The organism is Isoptericola sp. NPDC058082 (assembly GCF_042885055.1).
Lineage (GTDB): Bacteria > Actinomycetota > Actinomycetes > Actinomycetales > Cellulomonadaceae > Isoptericola.
This window is the reverse complement of sequence record NZ_JBHVSQ010000010.1, coordinates 37,393-57,962: the sequence shown is the minus strand read 5'-3', so window position 1 is coordinate 57,962 and position 20,570 is coordinate 37,393. Positions and strand designations below refer to the sequence as shown.

General features: G+C 74.0%; 19 protein-coding genes. 7 read left to right on the top strand and 12 right to left on the bottom strand.

The features are described 5' to 3' along the window. The first annotated feature begins 42 nt into the window (after positions 1-42). Genes ACFVS0_RS14390 through ACFVS0_RS14380 form a run of 3 tightly spaced genes read left to right on the top strand, consistent with a single transcriptional unit; the run spans position 43 to position 1,690 of the window. Positions 43-456, top strand: coding sequence for a DUF3099 domain-containing protein (locus ACFVS0_RS14390; protein ID WP_430588334.1), 414 nt, complete (start codon positions 43-45; stop codon positions 454-456). Further along, positions 456-692: a hypothetical protein gene (locus ACFVS0_RS14385; protein WP_430551756.1), complete on the top strand. Its 237-nt coding sequence runs from the start codon at positions 456-458 to the stop codon at positions 690-692. The genes ACFVS0_RS14390 and ACFVS0_RS14385 overlap by 1 nt, the downstream gene beginning before the upstream one ends. After that, complete coding sequence (locus tag ACFVS0_RS14380) at positions 689-1,690, top strand: SURF1 family protein (RefSeq protein WP_430588333.1); 1,002 nt, start codon at positions 689-691, stop codon at positions 1,688-1,690. The genes ACFVS0_RS14385 and ACFVS0_RS14380 overlap by 4 nt, the downstream gene beginning before the upstream one ends. Here the strand turns inward: ACFVS0_RS14380 and ACFVS0_RS14375 are convergent. Then, entirely contained in the window at positions 1,663-3,261 is a 1,599-nt protein-coding gene (locus ACFVS0_RS14375; protein WP_430551754.1) for an ABC-F family ATP-binding cassette domain-containing protein, read from the bottom strand. The two genes, ACFVS0_RS14380 and ACFVS0_RS14375, sit on opposite strands and share 28 nt — an antisense overlap. 124 nt (positions 3,262-3,385) lie before the next feature. On the opposite strand from ACFVS0_RS14375, the gene ACFVS0_RS14370 reads away from it, so the two are divergent. Beyond that, positions 3,386-4,867, top strand: coding sequence for a DUF2809 domain-containing protein (locus tag ACFVS0_RS14370; RefSeq protein ID WP_430588332.1), 1,482 nt, complete (start codon positions 3,386-3,388; stop codon positions 4,865-4,867). Positions 4,868-4,885: 18 nt separating this feature from the next. Here the strand turns inward: ACFVS0_RS14370 and ACFVS0_RS14365 are convergent, their stop codons facing one another. Then, positions 4,886-5,644 carry a Type 1 glutamine amidotransferase-like domain-containing protein gene (locus tag ACFVS0_RS14365; protein WP_430588331.1) on the bottom strand — a complete coding sequence of 253 codons (759 nt, stop codon included), beginning with the start codon at positions 5,642-5,644 and terminating at the stop codon, positions 4,886-4,888. 82 nt (positions 5,645-5,726) lie between these two features. Here ACFVS0_RS14365 and ACFVS0_RS14360 point away from each other — a divergent pair, with 82 nt between their 5' ends. Continuing rightward, positions 5,727-6,632, top strand: a complete 906-nt coding sequence (locus ACFVS0_RS14360; RefSeq protein WP_430588330.1) for a neutral zinc metallopeptidase — start codon at positions 5,727-5,729, stop codon at positions 6,630-6,632. Positions 6,633-6,659: 27 nt separating this feature from the next. On the opposite strand, the gene ACFVS0_RS14355 is transcribed toward ACFVS0_RS14360, so the two are convergent. The 10 genes from ACFVS0_RS14355 to ACFVS0_RS14310 form a co-directional block, all read right to left on the bottom strand. Next, a complete protein-coding gene (locus tag ACFVS0_RS14355; protein ID WP_430588329.1) occupies positions 6,660-8,384 on the bottom strand; it encodes an ATP-binding protein in 1,725 nt (574 codons plus the stop codon). Then, entirely contained in the window at positions 8,381-8,599 is a 219-nt protein-coding gene (locus ACFVS0_RS14350; protein ID WP_430551749.1) for a hypothetical protein, read from the bottom strand. The genes ACFVS0_RS14355 and ACFVS0_RS14350 overlap by 4 nt, the downstream gene beginning before the upstream one ends. After that, positions 8,596-10,095, bottom strand: a complete 1,500-nt coding sequence (locus ACFVS0_RS14345) for a glycosyltransferase (protein ID WP_430588328.1) — start codon at positions 10,093-10,095, stop codon at positions 8,596-8,598. Before ACFVS0_RS14345 ends, ACFVS0_RS14350 begins: the two co-directional genes overlap by 4 nt. Beyond that, the gene (locus tag ACFVS0_RS14340) at positions 10,092-10,835 is read right to left on the bottom strand and encodes a PHP domain-containing protein (protein ID WP_430588327.1); all 744 of its coding nucleotides are present in this window, start codon (positions 10,833-10,835) and stop codon (positions 10,092-10,094) included. Before ACFVS0_RS14340 ends, ACFVS0_RS14345 begins: the two co-directional genes overlap by 4 nt. Then, positions 10,832-11,833: an ATP-grasp domain-containing protein gene (locus ACFVS0_RS14335; protein WP_430551746.1), complete on the bottom strand. Its 1,002-nt coding sequence runs from the start codon at positions 11,831-11,833 to the stop codon at positions 10,832-10,834. The genes ACFVS0_RS14340 and ACFVS0_RS14335 overlap by 4 nt, the downstream gene beginning before the upstream one ends. Further along, on the bottom strand, positions 11,833-12,942 hold the full coding sequence (locus ACFVS0_RS14330) for a response regulator (RefSeq protein ID WP_430588326.1): 1,110 nt from the start codon (positions 12,940-12,942) through the stop codon (positions 11,833-11,835). Before ACFVS0_RS14330 ends, ACFVS0_RS14335 begins: the two co-directional genes overlap by 1 nt. A 209-nt stretch (positions 12,943-13,151) precedes the next feature. Further along, on the bottom strand, positions 13,152-14,939 hold the full coding sequence (locus tag ACFVS0_RS14325) for a beta-galactosidase family protein (RefSeq protein ID WP_430588325.1): 1,788 nt from the start codon (positions 14,937-14,939) through the stop codon (positions 13,152-13,154). A 106-nt stretch (positions 14,940-15,045) separates the two neighbouring features. Further along, positions 15,046-16,389: an ABC transporter substrate-binding protein gene (locus ACFVS0_RS14320; RefSeq protein ID WP_430588324.1), complete on the bottom strand. Its 1,344-nt coding sequence runs from the start codon at positions 16,387-16,389 to the stop codon at positions 15,046-15,048. Between the two features lie 49 nt (positions 16,390-16,438). Further along, the gene (locus ACFVS0_RS14315; protein WP_430588323.1) at positions 16,439-17,350 is read right to left on the bottom strand and encodes a carbohydrate ABC transporter permease; all 912 of its coding nucleotides are present in this window, start codon (positions 17,348-17,350) and stop codon (positions 16,439-16,441) included. Positions 17,351-17,353: 3 nt separating this feature from the next. Then, entirely contained in the window at positions 17,354-18,193 is an 840-nt protein-coding gene (locus ACFVS0_RS14310; RefSeq protein ID WP_430588322.1) for a carbohydrate ABC transporter permease, read from the bottom strand. 290 nt (positions 18,194-18,483) lie between these two features. Between ACFVS0_RS14310 and ACFVS0_RS14305 the strand changes: the two genes are divergently transcribed. Then, a complete protein-coding gene (locus ACFVS0_RS14305) occupies positions 18,484-19,488 on the top strand; it encodes a LacI family DNA-binding transcriptional regulator (RefSeq protein WP_430588321.1) in 1,005 nt (334 codons plus the stop codon). Positions 19,489-19,671: 183 nt separating this feature from the next. Beyond that, positions 19,672-20,529 (top strand): pyruvate, water dikinase regulatory protein, encoded by an 858-nt coding sequence (locus tag ACFVS0_RS14300; RefSeq protein WP_430562994.1) that lies wholly within the window; start codon positions 19,672-19,674, stop codon positions 20,527-20,529. Positions 20,530-20,570 lie beyond the last annotated feature (41 nt).

Sequence of the window (20,570 nt, the reverse complement as noted above, 5' to 3'; positions counted from 1 at the left end):
GGTCCGCGCCCCTCCGGAGGCCGCCGCCACGGTGCGGACCAGGTGTCCGAGGTTCCCTCGATCACCAGCGCCCCCGAGCCGCTGGAGGAGGACCAGGCGCGCCGCACGCGGCGCTACCTCATCCAGATGGGCATCCGGATCGTGTGCTTCGTCGGCGCCGTGCTCGTGGACGTCCTCTGGATCCGCCTGGTGCTGGTGGCCGCCGCCGTCGTCCTGCCCTACTCGGCCGTGCTCTTCGCCAACGCCGGCCGCGACCGCGTCACCTACGACACGTCGCCGATGGTCGACGTCGCGCCCGCCGAGCTCACCACGTCCGCCCAGGACGGCACCGCGCCGCGCCGCCGGGAGACCTCCGGGCCGGAGACCTTCGACGGCCCGCACCGCGTCGTGGAGCACCAGGACGACGAGCCGACGGACGTGGACCCGACGGACGAGAACTCAGGAGGAACTCGCTGATGGACCTGCTCGGGACGAACGCCGACCCGGTGGCGGGCGAGCTGGTGTGCTCCGCCAAGGGCTGCCGCGCCGAGGCCGCGTGGGGCCTGCTGTGGAACAACCCGCGGCTGCACACCCCGGAGCGCCGCAAGGTGTGGCTCGCGTGCGACGACCACCGCGAGCACCTCGAGCAGTTCCTCGGCGCACGCTCGTTCTGGAAGCAGACCGTCCCCGTCGCGGAGCTCGATCGCGCGTGACGACCGACCACCCCTCGACCGGCAGCCCCCTGGCGCCGGGCGACCACCGCTCCACCGACGCGCCGGCGGCCCCCCGCACCCGCCGGCAGTGGATCACCCTCGGCCTGGGTGCCGTGCTCCTGGCCGCCGTGTGCGTGCTGGCCGCCGTGTGGCAGTGGCACCGCTACACCTGGCGCGAGGCGCAGATCGACCTGGTGCAGTCCAACTACGCGGCGGCGCCCGTCCCCCTCGCCGACGTGCTGCCCGAGCCCGGCGCCGTCCTCGACCCGGACGACGAGTGGCGACCCGCGGTGGCCACCGGCACCTACCGCCCCGAGGACACGGTGCTGCTGCGCAACCGGCCCGTCGGCGGCCAGCCCGGCTTCCACGTGCTGGTGCCGCTCGAGACCACCGGGGCGGACGGGGAGCCCGTCGTCATCGTCGTCGACCGGGGGTTCGTGCCGCTGGGCGAGGACGCGAGCGCGCCGTCCTCCGTGCCCGACCCGCCGGCCGGCGAGGTCGAGGTGACGATGACGATGCGGCCCGACGAGCCCGCCTCGGACCGCGGCACCCCCGCCGGCCAGGTGCAGGCCATCCACACCGACCAGGTGCTCGCCGCGGGCGCGGACGGCGCCGCGTGGGCCGACGGGTCCACCGTGGGCGGGTACGGGCAGCTGCGCTCCGAGGACCCGGCGGCCGCGACGACGCCGGGCGCGCTCCCCGAGCCGGACACCGATCCCGGCTCCCACCTCAGCTACACCGTGCAGTGGTGCATCTTCGCGCTCGGCGCGCTGGGCGGCTACGTCGTGCTGTGGCGGCGCGAGACCCGGCCGGTGCACGTCACGGCGGGCGACCTCCTCGCGGCGGGCGAGGGCCCGGACCCGCTGGACGGGACCGGCCGGCCGGGCGCCGCCGTGCGTCCGCAGCGCGCCCGGCGGCCGCGGGTGGACGAGGACTACGAGGACGCGCTGCTGGACGCCGCCGAGCGGCCTCAGGCCAGCGACACCAGCTCGGCGTAGTCCGCGGACCACAGGTCCTCGTCGCCGTCCGGCAGCAGCAGCACCCGCTCCGGGTTGAGCGCGTCGACGGCGCCGTCGTCGTGGGTGACCATCACGACGGCGCCCTCGTAGGTGTCGAGCGCCCCGAGGATCTCGGCGCGCGACGCCGGGTCGAGGTTGTTCGTCGGCTCGTCGAGCAGCAGCACGTTCGCGCTGGAGACGACGAGCGTGGCGAGCGCGAGGCGCGTCTTCTCGCCGCCGGACAGCACGTTCGCCGGCTTCTCCGCGTCGTCCCCGCTGAAGAGGAACGACCCGAGCACGGAGCGCACCTGGGTGTCGGTGAGGTCCGGGGCCGAGTGCCGCAGGTTCTCCACGACGGTGGCGTCCATGTCCAGGGTGTCGTGCTCCTGGGCGTAGTAGCCGATCTTCAGGCCGTGCCCCGGCACGACGCGGCCCGTGTCGGGCTCCTCGACGCCGCCGAGGATGCGCAGCAGCGTCGTCTTGCCCGCGCCGTTGAGGCCGAGGATGACCACGCGGGACCCGCGGTCGATCGCGAGGTCGACGCCCGCGAAGACCTCCTGCGAGCCGTAGCTCTTCGACAGCTCCTCGGCGGTGAGCGGCGTGCGACCGCAGGGGGCGGGCTTCGGGAAGCGCAGGTGCGCGACCTTGTCCGCGCGCCGCTCCCCCTCCAGCCCGGAGAGCATCCGCTCCGCGCGCTTCATCATGTTCTGCGCGGCCGTGGCCTTCGTGGCCTTGGCACGCATCTTGTCGGCCTGGGCCAGCAGCACGCCGGCCTTCTTCTCCGCGTTCGCCCGCTCGCGCCGGCGGCGGCGCTCGTCCTGCTCGCGCTGCTCCAGGTACGCGTCCCAGCCCAGGTTGTACTGGTCGAGCTCGCCGCGGTTCGCGTCCAGGTGGAACACCTTGTTGACGGTGGCGCGCAGCAGGTCGACGTCGTGGCTGATCACGACGAACCCGCCGTTGTACGACTTGAGGTAGTCGCGCAGCCAGACGATCGAGTCGGCGTCCAGGTGGTTCGTCGGCTCGTCGAGCAGCAGCGTGTCGACGCCGGAGAAGAGGATCCGCGCGAGCTCGATGCGACGGCGCTGGCCGCCGGACAGCGTGTGGAGGGGCTGGGCGAGCACGCGGTCGTCGAGGCCCAGGTTGCTGGTGATGCGGTGCGCCTCGGACTCCGCGGCGTACCCGCCGGCGGCGAGGAAGCGCGCCTCGAGCTTCGGGTACCGCTCCAGGGCGGCGGCCTGCGTGTCGGCGTCGGCCGAGGCCATCAGGCCCTCGGTCTCGCGCATCTGCGTGACGATGCGGTCCAGCCCGCGCGCGCTGAGCACCCGGTCCATCGCGATGACGTCGAGGTCTCCCGTGCGCGGGTCCTGCGGCAGGTACCCGATGTCGGTACCCCGCGTGATCTGCCCTGCCGCGGGCAGCGTCTCGCCCGCGAGCGTCTTGGTGAGCGTCGTCTTGCCCGCGCCGTTGCGGCCGACGAGCCCGATGCGGTCGCCCGGGGCGATGCGGAACGTCGCCTCGTGCAGGAGGGTACGGGCGCCGAAGCGCAGCTCGACGCCGTGGGCGGTGATCAAGGCAGGGGTGTCCTTCGAAAAGCGGGCGGGGTTCTGCGTCAAGTCTAGTGCTCGGCGCCCCGTCCGACGACGACCTAGGTCACAGGGGGTCCGGCCGCACCCCGCTGTCGATAAGGTTCCCCGCGTGACACGCGCCCCCCGCCCGGCGACCGCCGGCCTCGCCGTCGTCGTGGTCCTCGCCGGCCTCGGCGGCCGCACCCTGCTCCCTCCCGCGGTCGGCGGGCCGCTCGGGGACGCCCTCTACGCGACGCTCGTGGTGCTCCTCGTGGCGTTCGTCGCCCCGCGCACCCGCCCGGTCGTGGCCGGCGTCGTCGGGCTCGTCGTGTGCGCCGGGATCGAGGCCGCCTGGCTGACCGACGTCCCGGCCCAGGTGGTCGCGCGCTTCCCGCTCGCGCGGTATGCGCTCGGCACGGCGTTCACGCCTGCCGACCTGGCCTGGTACGCCGCCGGGGCCGTGGTGGGCGCGGCGCTGCTCGCCCTGGTCCGCCCCCGGTCGCGCGGGGTGGACCTCTCGCTGCGGCACGTGCGCGCCGCGCGCGGGCCCCGACGGCTGCGCGCGTCGCGCGTGGTGCCCGTCGGGCTCGTCGTCGCGCTCGCCGCGGCGGGCGGGGCCCTCGCCTGGGTGCTGCGCTCCGAGACCCAGGACCTGTCCGCGCGGCTCGTCGTCGCGCAGGACGCGCTCGACGGCTCCGCCGACAAGGTGACCGACCCCGACGTCCGCGAGGACCTCGCCGCGACGATCGTCGACGCCCGCGCGCTGATCGACGCGACGCCGGTCCTCGACCGGCTGCCCGGCGACGCCCCGGCGCTCGGCGCGCGGCTCGACGACGACGTGGCGGCCGTGCAGGCCGCACGGCTCGCGTTCGCCCGCGCGCAGGCCGTCGAGTCCCGCGACGCGCTCGCCCCGGTGGCGCGCCGCGCGGGTCGCGTGCTGGCCGCGACCGACGAGCTCGCCGAGGACGGGAAGGACGCCGGCGAGACGCTGCGCGCCACGTCGCGCGACGCCCTCGGGACCGCCGACGAGCTGACCTCCGAGACCCAGGACGACCGGCTCGCCACGGCGTCGCTCGCCGACCTCGAGTCCGCCGCGGCGGACCTGTCCGCGCTCCGCGACGACCTGGCGGGCACGACCGTGGACCTGCTGACCGCGCAGGACGCCGTCGTGTGCCCGGAGCCGGACCAGGTGTGGTTCCCGGAGGCCGGGAAGATCTCGGCGAAGCGGCTCGCGCCGATCCCGTGGGCGCCGCAGCACTCGGTGCGCGCGGACGTCCTGGACGGGCTGGTGGCGCTCGACGCCGCCTACCGGGCCGAGTTCGGTCAGCACCTCACGGTGAACTCCGCCTACCGCAGCTACGACCAGCAGGTCGCGGTGTACAAACCCGACGACCCCAACCCGCTGGCCGCGCCGCCCGGGTGCTCGAACCACGGCCTGGGCACCGCCGTCGACATCGCCATGGGCCCCGAGGGGTTCGACGGCGCGCGCTACGCCTGGCTCAAGGAGCACGCCGAGGAGCACGGCTGGACCCACCCGGGCTGGGCCGAGCCCGACGGCCGGCTGCCCGAGCCGTGGCACTGGCAGTCGGTCGAGACGCCGACGGAGTACTGACCCGGCACCGCCCCGCCGTCAGGTGCCGGGGAGCCGGCGCACGTCGAGCGGGACCTCCCGGACGCCGTCGCCGTCGCGCTCGACGCGCAGGACGGGGCGGTCCGGGCGCTCGCTCACCGCGTCGACGGGCACGCCGTCGACGAAGCGCAGGGCCGCGTACTCGTCCACCGCGTAGCCGCCCGGGAGCGCCCCGGACGCCACCCAGCCCAGGTAGGCGTCGCGGCGGTCCTCCTCGCCCAGGTAGTGCGGGCACGCGCTGCCCGGGACGAAACCCAGGCCGTCGTCCAGGGGCGCGAGGGGGCCGAACGAGTCGGTCGAGGAGGACTCGAACCAGCAGTTCATCCCGGCGCTGATGCCGGCGAGGACCGTCCCCTGCGCCGCGGCGCGGGCGAGCAGGTCGGGCAGGCCGTGCCGCCGCCAGACGACCAGCAGGTTCGCCGTCGAGCCGCCGCCCACGTAGACGACGTCCTGCTCGAGCAGCAGCTCCGGGTCGGCGTAGCCCCACGGCTCGTGGCAGAAGAGCGAGAGCACGGACGTCCGGGCCCGCCCGGCGAACGCCTCCTCGAAGCGGTGCGCGTACCCGTTGTCGTCCCCGCTCGCGGTCGGCACGAAGCACACCTTCGGCGTGTCCTTGCCGGTGAGGTCGAGCAGGTGGTCGTCGATCGCCGAGGAGCCGTCGTCCGACATCGAGAACCCGCCCCCGCCGAGGGCGAGCACCGTACCGGTCGTTTTCGTGGGCATCGTCGTGGGCCTCGTCGTGGGCATCGTCGCGGGCATGGCCGGAGCCTACGGAGCGGGCACCCGTCGGCGCTCCCCATTTCCCGCGCGATCGCTCCGGCTGGGGCCTAGCGTGGTGCTCGTGACCTTCAACGAGGGCGGCGAGTTCGAGGGCGGCCGGGTCCGCAAGGGCGCGGGCGGACGGCGCGGCGCGGTCGTCGGCGGCGGCATCGGCGCCATCGTCGTCGCGCTGCTGGCCGTGTTCCTCGGCGGCGGCGACCTGGGCCAGCTCACCGGCGCGCTGGGCGGCGCCGTCCAGGACGCCGGGGCGCCCGCGGGGGACGGACAGGAGCAGTACGTCGAGGGCTGCACCGCCGAGCAGGCGAACACCGATCGCGAGTGCCGGCTGTCCGCCACGGTGCAGTCGCTCGACGCCTACTGGGACCGCGTGCTGCCGCAGCAGGCCGGGGTGGAGTACGTGCTGCCCCCGGTGGAGAGCTTCTCCGGGTCGACGACGACGGGGTGCGGCTCCGCGACCAGCGCGACAGGGCCGTTCTACTGCCCGCCCGACCAGACCGTGTACGTCGACGTCTCGTTCTTCGACCAGCTGAGCTCCCAGTTCGGCGCCGAGGGCGGGCCGCTCGCCGAGGAGTACGTCGTGGCGCACGAGGTGGGACATCACGTCGAGCAGCTCACCGGCGCCATGGACGCCGCCGACCGCCGCGGCAGCGGGCCCGAGTCCGACTCCGTGCGGATCGAGCTCATGGCCGACTGCCTCGCGGGCATGTGGGCGGGCTCCGCGGCGACGGAGGTCGACCCCGACACGGGGGTGACGTTCCTCGACCCGATCTCCCCCGCCGAGCTGCGGCAGGCTCTCGACGCCGCCGCGGCCGTCGGCGACGACCGCATCCAGCAGCAGGCCACCGGCCAGGTCAGCCCGGAGGGCTTCACCCACGGCACCTCCGAGCAGCGGGTGCGGTGGTTCACCGTCGGTTACGAGGGCGGCACCCTCACCGACTGCGACACCCTGTCCGCCCGCACGCTCTGACGGGGCGCTCCTCGGCGTCGACGCCCGTCAGCCGGCGGTCTCGCCCTCTCCCCACGCTGACCCGGGCAGGCGCACGGTGAACGTCGTGCCTTCCCCCACCACGCTGGCGATCGTCAGCGTGCCGCCGTGGGCGTCGAGGATCGCCTTCGAGATGGACAGCCCCAGCCCGACGCCGGGGATGCGTCGCTCGGTCGCGGTGGACGCGCGGAAGAACCGGTCGGTGAGGCGCCGCACCTCGTCGCCGGGGATGCCGACGCCCGTGTCCTGGACGGTCAGGACTGCGGCCGGTCCGCCGTCCTCGTCCGTCCCGGGGGCGGCGCGGACCGTGACCGTCCCGCCGCGCGGCGTGAACTTCAGCGCGTTCGACACCAGGTTGTCGACCATCTGCCCGAGCCGGGTGGCGTCGCCGTCCAAGGGCACCTCGGCCTCGGTCTCGTCGACGAGGTCGACGCCGGCGGCGCGGGCCTGTGGCGCGGCGGTACGCAGGGCGCCGGCCGTGATCGTGCGCAGGTCGGTCGGCTCGAGCGCCACCGTGAACCGTCCGGCGTCCACCTGCGCCGTGAGCAGCAGGTCCTCCACCAGTCGCAGCAGGCGCCGCGCGTTGCGCTCCACGACCGCGAGATAGTCGCGCTGCTCGTCGGTGAGGTTCCCGTCGTCGAGGCCCAGCAGCTCCAGGTAGCCGAGGAGCGAGCTGATCGGGGTGCGCAGCTCGTGGCTCACGTAGCCGAGGAACTGGTCCTTGGCCCGTTCCGCCTCGAGCTGCTCCGTGATGTCGGTCGAGACGAAGAGGTACCCGGTGTGGCGCACGGACGGCTGCGGCAGGCGGCGGGTGACGGTGACCCGCACCGTCCCGGCGCTCTCCCCGCGCCGCAGCAGCGTCCAGTCGCGCACCTGGACCCCGCCGTCCATCGCGGCCCCGAGCAGGCCCTGCAGGCGCACCGACGCCGGGTCCTCGTCCGGCATCGGCCGCAGCCCGGCCTCCGCGGCCGCCACGTCGAGCTCCGTCGGCAGGCGCAGCTCCAGGATCGAGTGCCCCACCGCCTCGCCGGCCGCCCAGCCGGTGAGACGCTCGGCGCCCTGGTTGAACACCTCGATCCGGCCCTGGACGTCCGTGGCCACGATCGCCTGCTCCGTGGCGGCGTCGACCAGCCCGGCCATGAGGTCGCGCGACGTGCGCAGCTGGCCGGTCAGCTCCTGCAGCCGCGCGTTCCGGCTGCGCTGGCCCTGTGCCGCAGCCGCGACGAAGGACGCGAGGGCGAGGCTGATGAGCGGGATCAGGACGGCTCGCACGATCGAGCTCTGCTGGTCCACCACGTGGCCGTGCCACAGGCGCGGGGCCGCGACCACCGCGGAGGCCGTGATCGTCGCCAGCACGATCCCCCGCCACCCCCCGTTCCAGGCCAGCGACACGACCGGGAGGAGGACGAGCGACGTGAAGTAGATCGCCGTGAACGACGTGCCGCGCTCCAGGAGCACGATCGCGAGCGCGCTGACGATCGGGAGCACGTCCTGCGCCGCCGGCGGCCACCGGTGCCACGGGGCGAACGCGGCCGCGGCGAGCACGAGCAGCTCCACGAGGGCGCCCGCGACGATGAACCAGCCCGACGCGACGGGCACCCCCGCGAGCGGGACCAGCGCCAGCGACACGGCATACAGGACCCCGAAGACGACCTGGCGTTTGAGCACGGTGTCGATCCGCGCCCACGCCGCGCGCACGGGGGCGAACCGTCCCAGCGGCGCGTCGACGCTCACGAGAACAGGGGCCCCGCGTGCAGCGCCAGGACGACCAGGGTCGCCGCGAGGGCCACGCCCGCGGACAGGAAGAGCCAGCGCTCCCGGCGCCGGTTCGTCCGGGTCTCGTCCTCGAGCGCGTCCGGGGCGAGCGTCGCCCACCACTCCTGGCGCTCCCGTCGGGTGCGGGGCTCCGCGGCCGTGCCGGCCGGCCGCTCGTCGGGCGAGGTGCTCATCCCACGACCTTCCCTGTCTTGATCGTCTTGTCCCAGGCCGTCGACGCCCCGCGGGCCTCCTTGACGTACGCGTCGAGGGTGATCGCGCACAGCAGCGGGCCGAACCCGACCACGTACAGCAGCAGGTTCGCGAGCCAGTGCAGCCGCGTCACGCCGTCCGCCGCCCGCACGAGCCACGCCAGCAGCATCGCCACCAGCGGCCACGCGTACAGGAGGTACAGGAGCACCGACCGCCCCGTGGGGGACACCTCGAGCCCGAACAGCGACGGCAGGCGCTGGTCCCACAGCCCCGGGTACCAGGCGGCCACCATGACGACCAGCGACCCGATGCCGGGGAAGGTGAGCGCCTCGAACCAGGTGCGTCGCGCGGTGCGCGGGTCCACGAGCACCGTGAGCACGGTGACGTACACGTAGGCGACCACGGCCACCCACCACAGCGTCCGGAAGACCGCGATCGCGGACACCTGGTCGATCGCGTGCAGCACGACCAGCCCGACCGACGCGGCCGTGGCCGCGACCGGCAGCAGGTAGACCGAGAACCAGATGAGCCCGAACGACAGCGACCCCAGGCGGTGCCGGCGCGACGGGCGGAACCACACCCGGCGGAACCGCGACGTGATCTGCACGTTCCCCCGCGCCCAGCGCACGCGTTGCTTCCACAGGGCGCGGACCGACTCCGGCTCCTCGGCGCGCACGATCGCCGTCGGGTCGAAGACGACGCGACGCCCGGCCAGCTGCGTGCGGAAGGTGGTGAAGGTGTCCTCCGCGAGCGTCGTCGTGTCGATCTCGCCGCCGAGGTCCTCGAGGTTGGCCCGCGAGTGCAGCTGCGCGCCCCCGGCCAGGCAGGCGAGCACGCCCAGCACGTTCTGGGCGCGGCGGGCGGCGGCCTGCGCGGTGACGTACTCGTAGCCGATGAACCGCGCCACCGGCCCGGGCCGCTGGCTGCCCTCGGTGATGTAGCCCGTGACGGCACCCACCTCGGGGTCCGCGAGGTGGCGGGTCATCCGCCGCAGGGAGTCCGGCCGGTAGACGACGTCGGCGTCCATGATGAGCAGGGCCTGCATCCAGTCGTCCGCGAGCGCCGCGCGGATCCCGTGGTTGAGGGTGTGCGCCTTGCCCTGCCCGCCCTGTTCGCGCCGCAGGTGCTCGATGCGGCCGGGGTAGGCCTCGGCCATCGCCCGCGCGACGTCCGGGGTCTCGTCGGTGCTCGCGTCGTCGACGACGAACACCCGCAGCCGGTCGGGCGGGTACTCCAGCCGCATCAGGCGCTCGAGCGAGGCGGCGAGCACGGCGCCCTCGTTCCACGCCGGGACCACGACCACCACGCGCGGCAGGTACGGTCCCGATCGCTTCCAGTGGTTCTTCACGGCGTGGAACGGCAGCAGCAGGTACTGGTAGACGCCGGCCGCCACGGGGACCACGCCGCACACGACGAGGACCATGCAGACGATCGTCACGATCCTCGTCACCGGGTCGTCGCTGAGCTCGAGGGTCATGCGTCGCCGCCCAACCAGCGGTAGCGCCCGACGTCGCGGGCGTCGTGCGCGTCCGTCGACGCGACGAGGTCGACCCCCGCGGCCCGCAGGGCGCCGGCCACCCGCGCGCCCGGGCACCGCCACTTCTCGTTGACCTCGACGACGCCGCCCGCGGCGCGCAGCGCGTCCGCCAGGGCGTCCAGGTGCTCGGCCGTGACCTCGTCCTCGGCCAGCCCGATCTTGGGCAGGATCGAGAACGGGTGGGCGAGCTGCGCCGGGCCGCTCGCGGCGAGAGCACGGGCGTAGGCCGTGACGAGGAAGCCCACGGCGTCCGCAGCCGGGAGGCCGGCCGCGAGGCGCTCCCGGGCCACCCGCGGGCTCCACGGCCCGTCGGGGGCGGGCAGCTGGTGGTCGGCCAGCAGCACGCGCCCCGGCCCCCGCGGCCCGCCGACGGCGGCCAGCACCTCCGGGGGCGCGTCGACGGAGCCGGCGGTGTCGAGGAGCTTGGCCTCGACACCGGTGAGGACCGTCAGCCCCTCCGGCGGGTCGAGCGCCTCGGCCGCCCGCAGGAAGTCGGGCACGTGCGTCGCGCCGCGGCGCACGTGCTCCACCATCCGCACGACCGTCAGCCCGCGGTCCCGGGCGGCGTCCAGGTTCTCCGCCAGCGTGCTCACCGCGTCGTCGGAGAACGTCGAGTGCACGTGGTGGTCGCCCCTCAGGTCGAGGCCGGTGGGGGCGGGGCCGCCCGCGGGGGTGGTCACGAGGGCGCCCCGTCGTCGGCCCGGCCGACGCGGGGCTCGGGCAGGATCTCTCCCACCGGGAGGAACCGGTCCTCGAGGAACCGCACGTTGGCCAGCTCCCGGAAGTCGACGTGCCGCGGGACCTCCCGCCCCAGCACCGCGTCGAGCGTGAGGGACGGCATGTCCACCCCGGCGGCGATCGTGAGCGGCATCGCACCCGGGAACCGGGGGTTCACCTCGAGCAGGGCCGGCACGCCGTCGCGGTCCCGCTTGAGCTGGACGTTGGCCACGGTGGTGAGGCCGATGACCCGCGCCACCTCGGCGGCGGTCGCGACGAGGGCGTCGTCGTGCAGGGTCACGCCGGCGACGGACACCCCCGAGTCGACGCGCAGGCGGGCCCTCGGGACCGCCGCCACCACGTGCCCGGACGCGTCGGCGAGCACGTCCACGGAGTACTCGTCGCCGGGCAGGAGCTCCTGGACCAGCAGGTCCTCGGTGCCGCGCACGGCCTCCAGCTCGGCCTGGTCGGTCACGAGGCGCACCCCGCGGGAACCGGCACCGCGGCGCGGCTTGACGATCACGGGGAAGTCCCAGCCCTGGTCCGCTCCGGACTCCCCGAGCAGCTCGGTGCGCGGCACGCGGACGTGGCCCGCGCAGGCGCGGGCGAGCGCCAGCTTGTCCAGGGCCGTCTCGAGCGTCGCGAGGCTCGGCGACGCGAGCGTGGTGCCCGCCCGCGCGAGCCGGTCGCGCGCGGCGGCCAGGCGAGGCAGCTCGACGTCGACGGTCGGGAACAGCACCTCGATGCCGTCCTCGGCGCACAGCAGCGCGACGCGCTCGACGAAGTCGTCCGCCAGCCCCGGGGGCACCAGCCGGCGGCGCCCGTCCGGCACGAGGTAGATGCCGCTGGCCCAACGGTCCATGTCCGCGGCATAGACCTCGACGTCCCCGCGCGCGAGCAGCGAACGGATCACCGCCACCCCCGCCGGTCCCCCGGCCCCCGTCACGAGCACCCTCGTCATCAGGCTCCCCCTCGTCCCTCGGAGCGGGACGCCGGGACGGCGGCGCCGTGCTCCTCGTCCTCGTCCTCGTTCGCGCCCGCGGACTGTCGTCGACCGAGCAGCTGGCTGGCGCGCAGCATCTCGAGCGGCTCCACGTACTCGCCTCCGCCGTACCGCGACCAGTAGCGCGCGGTGGCCCGGACCAGGTCCGGCTGCATGTAGTCCCGGTGGGACTGCGACACGAACGCCGCGAGCATGCGCAGCTTCGTCTCGACGAACCCGTCGACGGGCACGAACCGCGTGGGCCGGAACTCGATGGTCGCCGACGGGCTCTGGTAGCAGGCGACGGTGGAGACGCGCCGCGCCGCCACGTCCACGGCACGGTGCACGGTGCGGTGGTCCTGGTGACGGTCGTTCGCCGAGTGCGTGTAGACGATCGTCGGCCGCACCTCGGCGATCACCTCCTCGATCGCGGTGATCGCCGTCGCCAGGTCGATCCGGGTGTCCTCGAGGTCGCGCACGACGAGCCCCGCCCCGATCTCGGCGGTCGCGGCGGCCGCCTCCAGCCGCCGGTCGGCGGCCACACCGCCCACAGCACCGCCCGACAGGACCAGGACCGTGACCTCGTCGCCGGCGGACCGGTGGGACGCGAGAGTCGCCCCCACCCCGATCTCGACGTCGTCGGGGTGCGCGCCCACGGCGAGCACCCGGTCGGTGGGCCTCGCCCGCCGGCGCGCGGCGTCCACGAGGGCGTGCGCCCGCTCGACGAGCCGCGCGGAGTCCAGCGGCTTGACCAGGAACTCGTCGGCGCTCTCGCGCAGCGCCTCGACGGCGTACTCGACGCTGGCGTGCGCGGTCATGACGATCACGGGGATACCCGGCACACGCTCCCGGGCCTCGTGGATCAGCTCCAGGCCGGACAGGCCCGGCAGCTCGACGTCGGTGACGAGCAGCTCGGGGTGCTCGTCCAGGCGCTCGAGCGCGGTGTCGCCGTCGCCGGCGACCGCGACGTCCATCCCGCCGAGTCGCGTCAGGACGGTGCGCACGTACGCGGCGGCGTCCGGGTCGTCCTCCACGACGAGCACGCGCGGGCGGTCCTGCCAGCCGTCCGCCCCTCCTGCACCCGTCACGTCGACCACGATGCCAAAGGACCACGCCGACCGCGCGCCGGCGCCGTCGCGTCAGTGGTCCACGTCGCCGTCGCTCCGCGCGGGTCGAGGTGTGGGGGCGGGCCTCGACGTGGTGGGCCGGTTCCCGGCCGCGACGACCGCGGTCACGAGGTGATGCCCGCCCCTGGCGGGCACGAGCCAGGGGTCGGGCCCCGCTCCCGGCGACGCCGTCAGGCCTCCGTCGGGCCGAGGTCGGGGGCGGCGACGAACCTGGCGCGCGGTGCGGCCGCGCCGTGCAGCTCCAGCAGCAGCAGCTCGTTGCCGGTGGCGCGCACCAGCGGCCCCGGCACGGCGAGCGTGCCCGTGGGGCCCTGGCTCGAGTACCGCCCGAGCAGCTCGCCGTTGACCCAGGCGAGCCCCCGCGTCCAGCCGTCCAGGCGCAGGAAGTGGTCGGCGCCCGCGACGGAGTCGAACGCGCCGCGGTGGAACGACGGCCCGCCGACCGGTGCGTCGGCGCCGCCCGCCGTCGCCCACTCGGCGTCGGCCAGGAGCGCCGGGGCGTCGTCGAGACGCAGGGGCACGGCCTCCCAGTCGGTGAGGGCGCGGGTGGCGGTGCGCACCGTCCCGACGATCCCCTTGGGCTCGCCGATCCGGGGGCCGTAGTTGACGCGGCCGCGGTCCTCGACGAGCAGGGTCAGCGTGCCCGCCCGGCGCGGCAGCGGCAGCGACCAGGCGTGGGTGGTGCGGTCGAGCACGCCGACCGGGTCGCCGTCGAGCGCCACGAGCGCCCGGTCGCGCACCTCGTCCACCACGAGGACCGCGTCCTCGGCCGTGACCCGCGTGCCGTACAGCACGAACCCGGACCACTGACGCAGGTCGTCCATCGTCGGCGGCTGGGCGGACGACGTCCGCGACCTCGGCCCGGACACCAGGCCCAGGACGGCGTCGAGCGCCGCGCTCCGGTCGAGGACGACGTCGAGCGCCGGCGCCGGCGCCGGCTCGACGGGCACCTCGTCGGGCACCGGAGCGTGCTTGGCGATCACCGCGCGCAGGGCGTGGAACTTCGCGGTGGGCGCGCCGTGCTCGGACAGCGGCGCGTCGTAGTCGTACGACGTGGTGATGGGCAGGTACGTGCCCTTGTCGTTGGCCCCGTTGGTCAGGCCCAGGTTGGTGCCGCCGTGGAACATGTAGAGGTTGACCGACGCGCCCGCGCCGAGCAGGTCGTCCAGGTCGGCCGCCGTGGTCTCCGGGGCGGTGACGTGGTGCTCCAGCCCCCACGAGTCGAACCAGCCGTCCCAGAACTCCGTGCACATCAGCGGCCCGGTGGGCTGGTGACGACGCAGCACGGCGAGGCGCTCGAGGGACCGAGAGCCGAAGTTCGCCGTCTTGTGCAGCTCCGGCAGGCCGCCGAGCGAGAGATGCTCGTCGTCGGCCTGGTCGCACGTGAACAGCGGCACGTCGATCCCCTGGGCCCGCGTGAGGTCGACGAGCGCGCGCAGGTAGCGCGCGCGCTCGTCGCCGGGCACGCCCGGGTAGGCGCCGTACTCGTTCTCCACCTGCACCAGGAGCACCGGGCCACCGCGCGTCACCTGCCGCTCGGCCACCAGCGGCAGCAGGTGCGCGTAGTAGGTGCCGATCGCGTCCAGGAACGCCGGGTCGTGCCGGCGCACCCCCGTGCCCCCGTCCGCGAAGAGCCACGCCGGCAGCCCGCCGCCGTCCCACTCCGCGCAGATGTACGGCCCGGGGCGCACGATCGCGTGCAGCCCCTCCGCCGCGACCAGGTCCAGGAAGCGGCCCAGGTCGCGCCGGCCGCTGAGGTCGAACCCCTCCGGCTCCGGCGCGTGGAAGTTCCACGGCACGTACGTCTCGATCGTGTTCAGCCCCATCAGCCGCGCCTTGCGGATCCGGTCGGCCCACTGGTCGGGGTGCACGCGGAAGTAGTGCAGCGCCCCGCTGATCACCTGGAAGGGGCGGCCGTCGAGCAGGAAGTCCCGCTCGCCGATCTCGAACGTGGGCATGGGGCGGGGCACCTCTCCGGGTCTGCGGGGCGAAGGTCGGGCACGGGTGTCCCTGCGGTCGGGCCTCCGGGGCCCGGGAGCCCGACCGCAGGAACGCTCGCCCGGACTACTTGTTGACGGTGAAGCCCTGGCCGTTGCCGTACGTGGCGGACTGCTCCTGCCACGTCGCCAGGCCGTCCGTCAGCGTGGTGCCGGAGACGTACGCCTGGCCCACCGTGTCGTTGAAGATGGAGTTCGCGTAGACCTGGAACGGCAGGTACTGCCAGCCCTCCACGACGTTCGCGGCGGAGTCGGCGAGCACCTCGTTGATCTTCTGGCCGCCGAAGTACTCGGACTCGGCGCCGCGGAACTCGTCCGACTCGAGGTCGGCCGTGGTGGCGGGGAACGCGCCGCCGTCGAGGCGGGCCTGCACGCCGTCGCCGTTCGTGGCGTAGTCGACGAAGGCGTAGGCGAGCTCGGCGTTCTCGCTCGCGGCGGGGACGGTCAGCGACGAGCCGCCGTTCTCCGACGTGGCGTGCTGCCCGGCCTCCCACTGCGGCATCTCGGCGACGCGCCACTTGCCCTCGCCCTGCGGGACGCCGGACTCGAGGTTGGCGGGCATCCACGCGCCGATGGTCAGGGTGGCGATGGTGCCGTTGCCGAGGCCCTGGTACCACTCGTCGCTCCACGAGCCGACGGGGGCCAGCAGGTCCTCGTCGATCAGCTGCTGCCACACCTCGGCGAACTTCTGGGTGCCCTCGTCGCCGGCGAAGTCGATCGTCACGTCCGTGCCGTCCACCTGGTACGGGTGGCCGCCCGCCTGCCAGATCATGCTGGTGGTGAAGCCGGCGTCGCCGATGTCGTTGGCGATGTAGGCCTTCGGGTCCTTCTCGTGGATGGTCCGGGCGGCCTCGAGGTACTCGTCCCACGTGGTCGGCACGTCGACGCCGTACCTGGCGAAGACCTCCTCGTTGTAGAAGAGGGCCATGGGGCCGGAGTCCATGGGCAGGCCGTAGACGCCGTCGCCGCTGTGCACGGAGTTCCACGGGCCGGTGCTGAACGTGCCGTCCAGCTCGTCCGCGCCGAGCGGGCCGAGGTTCGTCAGCGCCTCGGAGATGGCGAACTGCGGCACGGCGTAGTACTCGACCTGGGCGACGTCGGGCACCCCGTCGCCGGCCGAGATCGCGTTCTGCAGGGCCGTGTACTGGTCGTTGCCCGTCCCGACGTTCTCGAGGTTCACCGTGACGTTCGGGTAAGTCTTCTCGAAGTCCGTCACGACCTGCTCCAGCGTGGGCTCCCACGCCCAGACGGTGATCTCGCCGCCCTTCTCGAGGACGGCGGCGGTGTCGACGGGCGCGGCGTCGCCGCCGCCCGAGCCGGCGTCGTCTCCGGAGCCGCAGGCGGCCAGGCCGAGGGCGAGCACGCCGGCGAGGGCGGTACCGCGCGCCAGGTGGCGGGATCGTGCGTTCATGGGGTCCTCACTTCATCGTCAGACGGGGATACGCGGGGAGGTACGGGGGTCATTCCTTGACGGACCCGGCGGCCAGGCCGGACTGCCAGTAGCGCTGCAGCAGCAGGAAGGCGGCGACCAGCGGCAGGATCGTCAGCAGGGCGCCGGTGATGACCAGGTTGAAGATCGCCTCGCCGCCGGCGGTGGCGGCCTGCGCGTTCCAGGCGTTGAGCCCGAGCGTCAGGGGGTACCAGGACGAGTCGCGCAGCATGATCAGCGGCAGGAAGTAGTTGTTCCAGGTGGCGACCATCGTGAACAGCAGCACCGTGACGATCCCGGGCGCGAGCAGCGGCAGGCTCACGCGGAAGAAGGTGCGGAACTCGCCCGCCCCGTCGATCCTGGCCGCCTCGAGCAGCTCGCCCGGTATGGCCTCCGCCGCGAAGGTCCACATGAGGTACAGCCCGAACGGCGAGATCAGGGACGGGATGATCACGGCCCACGGCGTGTTCGTCAGGCCCAGCTGGCTGAACATGAGGAACGTCGGGACGGCGAGCGCCGTGCCCGGCACCGCGACGGCGCCGATGACGAGGGCGAACACCCCGCGCTTGCCCGGGAAGTCGAACTTCGCGAGGGCGTAGCCGCCCAGGATGGCGAGGAACGTCGCGCCGCCGGCGCCCACCACCACGTACAGCACGGTGTTGCCGAACCACCGCACGAAGACGCCGTCGTCGTAGGTGAGCGTGGTGACGATGTTGTCCCACAGCGAGAACGAGTCGCCGAACCAGAGGCCGAACGAGGAGAACAGGTCCTCCTGCGTCTTGGTCGCGTTGATGAGCAGCCAGGCGAGCGGCACCAGCGAGTACACGAGCACGACGGCGGTGAGCACCGTGAGCAGCGGGCTGCGGCGCGGCCGGGCCACCGAGTGGTAGCGCGGGGTGCGCAGCCGCGGGGCGGGACGGGCGGGGGCGGTCAGCGTCGACACGGGTCACGGCTCCTTGCGCATGCCGCGCAGCTGCACCACGTAGGCGATCACCATGGTGATCAGGCCCATGATGATGGCCACGGTCGCGGAGTAGTTGTACTGCTGGCCGGAGAACGACAGCGAGTAGGCGTACAGGTTGGGCGTGTACGACGTCGTGATGGCGTTCGGGGCGAGCGACTGCAGGATGCTGGGCTCGTTGAACAGCTGGAAGCTGCCGATGATCGAGAAGATCGTGGCGATGACGAGCGCGCCGCGGATGGCGGGCAGCTTGATGGCGCTGATGACGCGCCACTGGCCGGCGCCGTCGATCTCCGCCGCCTCGTACAGCGAGTGCGGCACCACGCGCAGCGCGGAGTAGAAGATCAGCATGTTGTAGCCGACGAACTCCCAGGTCACGATGTTGCCGATCGAGGCCAGGACGAGGTCCGGCGACAGGGGGTTCGGCAGGCTGATGCCGAAGGCGTCGTTGAGGTTGCCCACCAGGCCGAACCGCGTGCCGTACATGAAGCCCCACATGAGGGCCGCGACGCCGGCCGGCACCGCGTAGGGCATGAAGATCGAGATGCGGAAGAAGCTCTTGCCGTACAGGCGGCCGCTGTCGATCGCGAGGGCGACCAGCAGCGCGATGCCGAGCATGATCGGCACCTGCACCACGAGGAACAGGCTGACGCGTCCCAGCCCTGCCCAGAACTGCGGGTCGGCGAGCGCCTGCGCGTAGTTCTCGAGCCCGACGAACGTGGTGCCGCCCACCATCTGCGTGCGGAACACCGACAGGTAGAGCGAGTAGGCGATCGGCGCCAGGAACACCAGCGCGAACACGACCATGAACGGGCCCACGAACATCCATCCAGTCCAGCGCCGACGACTGCGGCGCACGACGGGCACAGCGGTGCGGGCGGGCGGCGAGGATGCCGGAGCGTCAGCGGTCACGAAGCAACTCCCAGGAGGACGGGCGGGCCAAATGTTTACGTAAACATCGGGCCGGACTAGAGTGTCGCGAGGCGCCAGGGATGTCAAGCCCTCGGACGCCGGCGGAGTCACGAGAGGCGGCACGAGAGGCGGCGATGGTGGAGACGAACGGCGCTCCCGGCGTGCGGTCCCGAGGCCGCGGACGCCCCCGGACGGCCCCCTCGATGGCCGAGGTCGCGGCGCTCGCGGGCGTCTCCTCGCAGACCGTCTCCCGCGTCTCGATGGGGCTCGACAACGTCAGGCCCGCGACGCGCGAGCGCGTGCTCGCCGCGATGGCCGAGCTGGGCTACGCCCCCAACACCGCCGCCCGCGCGCTGCGGTACGGCAGCTTCCGCACCCTCGGGGTCATCGCCCACCGGCTGGCCCGCACGGGCGAGTCGCGCACCGTCGAGGCCGTCGTCGAGGCCGCCCGCGCGGAGGGCTACACCGTCACGATCGTCGACGTCGAGAGCCCCTCCCCCGACGACGTCTCCGCGGCCGTCACGCGCCTCTCCCACCAGGCGATCGACGGGCTCGTCATCGTGCGCGCCGAGTCCGCGACCCCGGACACGCTCGCCCTGCCGGCCCAGCTGCCCGTCGTCGTCTCCGACTCGCGCTTCGTGGGGACGCACCCCGCCGTGCGCGCCGACCAGACCGAGGGCGCCCGTCTCGCCGTGCAGCACCTGCTGGACCTGGGCCACCGCACCGTGCACCACGTCGCGGGCCCGGACGACTCGCTGCCCGCCCGCAGCCGCACCGACGCCTGGCGCGCCACGCTCGAGGCGGCCGGCCGGACCGTCCCCGAGCCCCTGCACGGCGACTGGACCGCGCGGACCGGGTACGCCGTCGGCCGCGAGCTCGCCGCCGACCCGGACGTCACCGCCGTGTTCTGCGCCAACGACGAGACCGCCGCCGGCATGCTGCACGCCCTGCACGAGGCCGGGCGCCGCGTGCCGGACGACGTGTCCGTCGTCGGCTTCGACGGCATCACCCTCGCCGAGCACCTGTGGCCGCCGCTCACCACCGTCGAGCAGGACTTCGCCCGCATCGGCAGCAGCCTCGTCGACCTGCTGCTGCGCCAGGTGCGCGACGACGTCGACCTCAGCGGCACGCACGAGACCGTGCCCGTGCGCCTCGTGGTGCGCGAGAGCACCGGTCCGGCGCCGCGCACCGGAGCGCGCACCCCCTGACGCCGTCGGGCGGGCTCGCGTCACGCTCCACGATCCGTCGTCCGAGCCGGGGACACGCACCGGCGCGCCAGAAGTTAACCGTCATTCACATGGTGGGCGTAGGGTGCGCAGCACGACGCCCGTCACGCTCGGCGGGCCGGGCGGCTCGAACGACGAGATCCTGGACCTCGGAGGTGACGGCGGATGACAGCACTCCGGGCGACGTCCGGCGACGACGCCGGCACGCCGCCGCCGCGCGAACGGGCGGTCTACTTCGTCTCCGACGGCACGGGCATCACGGCCGAGACGCTGGGCAGCGCCCTCCTCGTCAACTTCCCTGCCATCACGTTCCGCCGCCACACCGTGCCGTTCGTCGACACCGACCGCGCCGCGCGCGACCTCACCGCCGAGATCGACCGGTCCGCGGCGGACGGGCTGGCCCCGATCGTCTTCACCACGGTGCGGGCGCCGGCGGTCCGCGAGGAGCTCGACCGGTCGCGGGGTGTCCTGATCGACCTCCTCGGCGGGCATCTCGTGGAGCTCGAGCAGGCCCTGGGCACGACGTCCAGCGAACAGCTCGTCCCGTCCCACGGCGTCGGCGACCTGGAGCGGTACTTCGCCCGCATGCGCGCGGTCGAGTACGCCATCGAGCACGACGACGGGCAGAGCCGGCGCGCGCTCGACCTCGCCGACGTCGTGATCATCGCGCCCTCGCGCTGCGGCAAGACCCCCACCACGATGTACCTCGCGCTGCAGCACGGGCTGCTCGTCGCGAACTACCCCCTCACCGAGGACGACTTCCCGGCCGACGGCCTGCCACCCGCCGTCGCCCCGTACGCCGCGCGGTGCTTCGGCCTCACCACGACGCCCCTGCGCCTGAGCCAGGTGCGCCACGAGCGCCGCCCGCACTCGCGGTACGCGAGCCTCGCCCAGTGCCGGCTCGAGCTGCGCCAGGCCGAGGACCTCTACCGCCGCACGCGCGTCCCGTTCCTCAACTCCTCCACCAAGAGCGTCGAGGAGATGTCCGCCGTCATCCTCCAGACCATGAAGCTGCGCGGCTGACGGCACCGCACGATCCGCACCCACGATCCGCACCCACGAAG

Coding starts and splice junctions, on each gene's coding strand:
- ACFVS0_RS14350 (WP_430551749.1), bottom strand. CDS start 8,599: ATGAGCACCTCGCCCGACGAGCGGCCGGCCGGCACGGCCGCGGAGCCC.
- ACFVS0_RS14320 (WP_430588324.1), bottom strand. CDS start 16,389: ATGAACGCACGATCCCGCCACCTGGCGCGCGGTACCGCCCTCGCCGGC.
- ACFVS0_RS14310 (WP_430588322.1), bottom strand. CDS start 18,193: ATGTTCGTGGGCCCGTTCATGGTCGTGTTCGCGCTGGTGTTCCTGGCG.
- ACFVS0_RS14325 (WP_430588325.1), bottom strand. CDS start 14,939: ATGCCCACGTTCGAGATCGGCGAGCGGGACTTCCTGCTCGACGGCCGC.
- ACFVS0_RS14385 (WP_430551756.1), top strand. CDS start 456: ATGGACCTGCTCGGGACGAACGCCGACCCGGTGGCGGGCGAGCTGGTG.
- ACFVS0_RS14365 (WP_430588331.1), bottom strand. CDS start 5,644: ATGCCCGCGACGATGCCCACGACGAGGCCCACGACGATGCCCACGAAA.
- ACFVS0_RS14335 (WP_430551746.1), bottom strand. CDS start 11,833: ATGACGAGGGTGCTCGTGACGGGGGCCGGGGGACCGGCGGGGGTGGCG.
- ACFVS0_RS14345 (WP_430588328.1), bottom strand. CDS start 10,095: ATGACCCTCGAGCTCAGCGACGACCCGGTGACGAGGATCGTGACGATC.
- ACFVS0_RS14300 (WP_430562994.1), top strand. CDS start 19,672: ATGACAGCACTCCGGGCGACGTCCGGCGACGACGCCGGCACGCCGCCG.
- ACFVS0_RS14305 (WP_430588321.1), top strand. CDS start 18,484: ATGGCCGAGGTCGCGGCGCTCGCGGGCGTCTCCTCGCAGACCGTCTCC.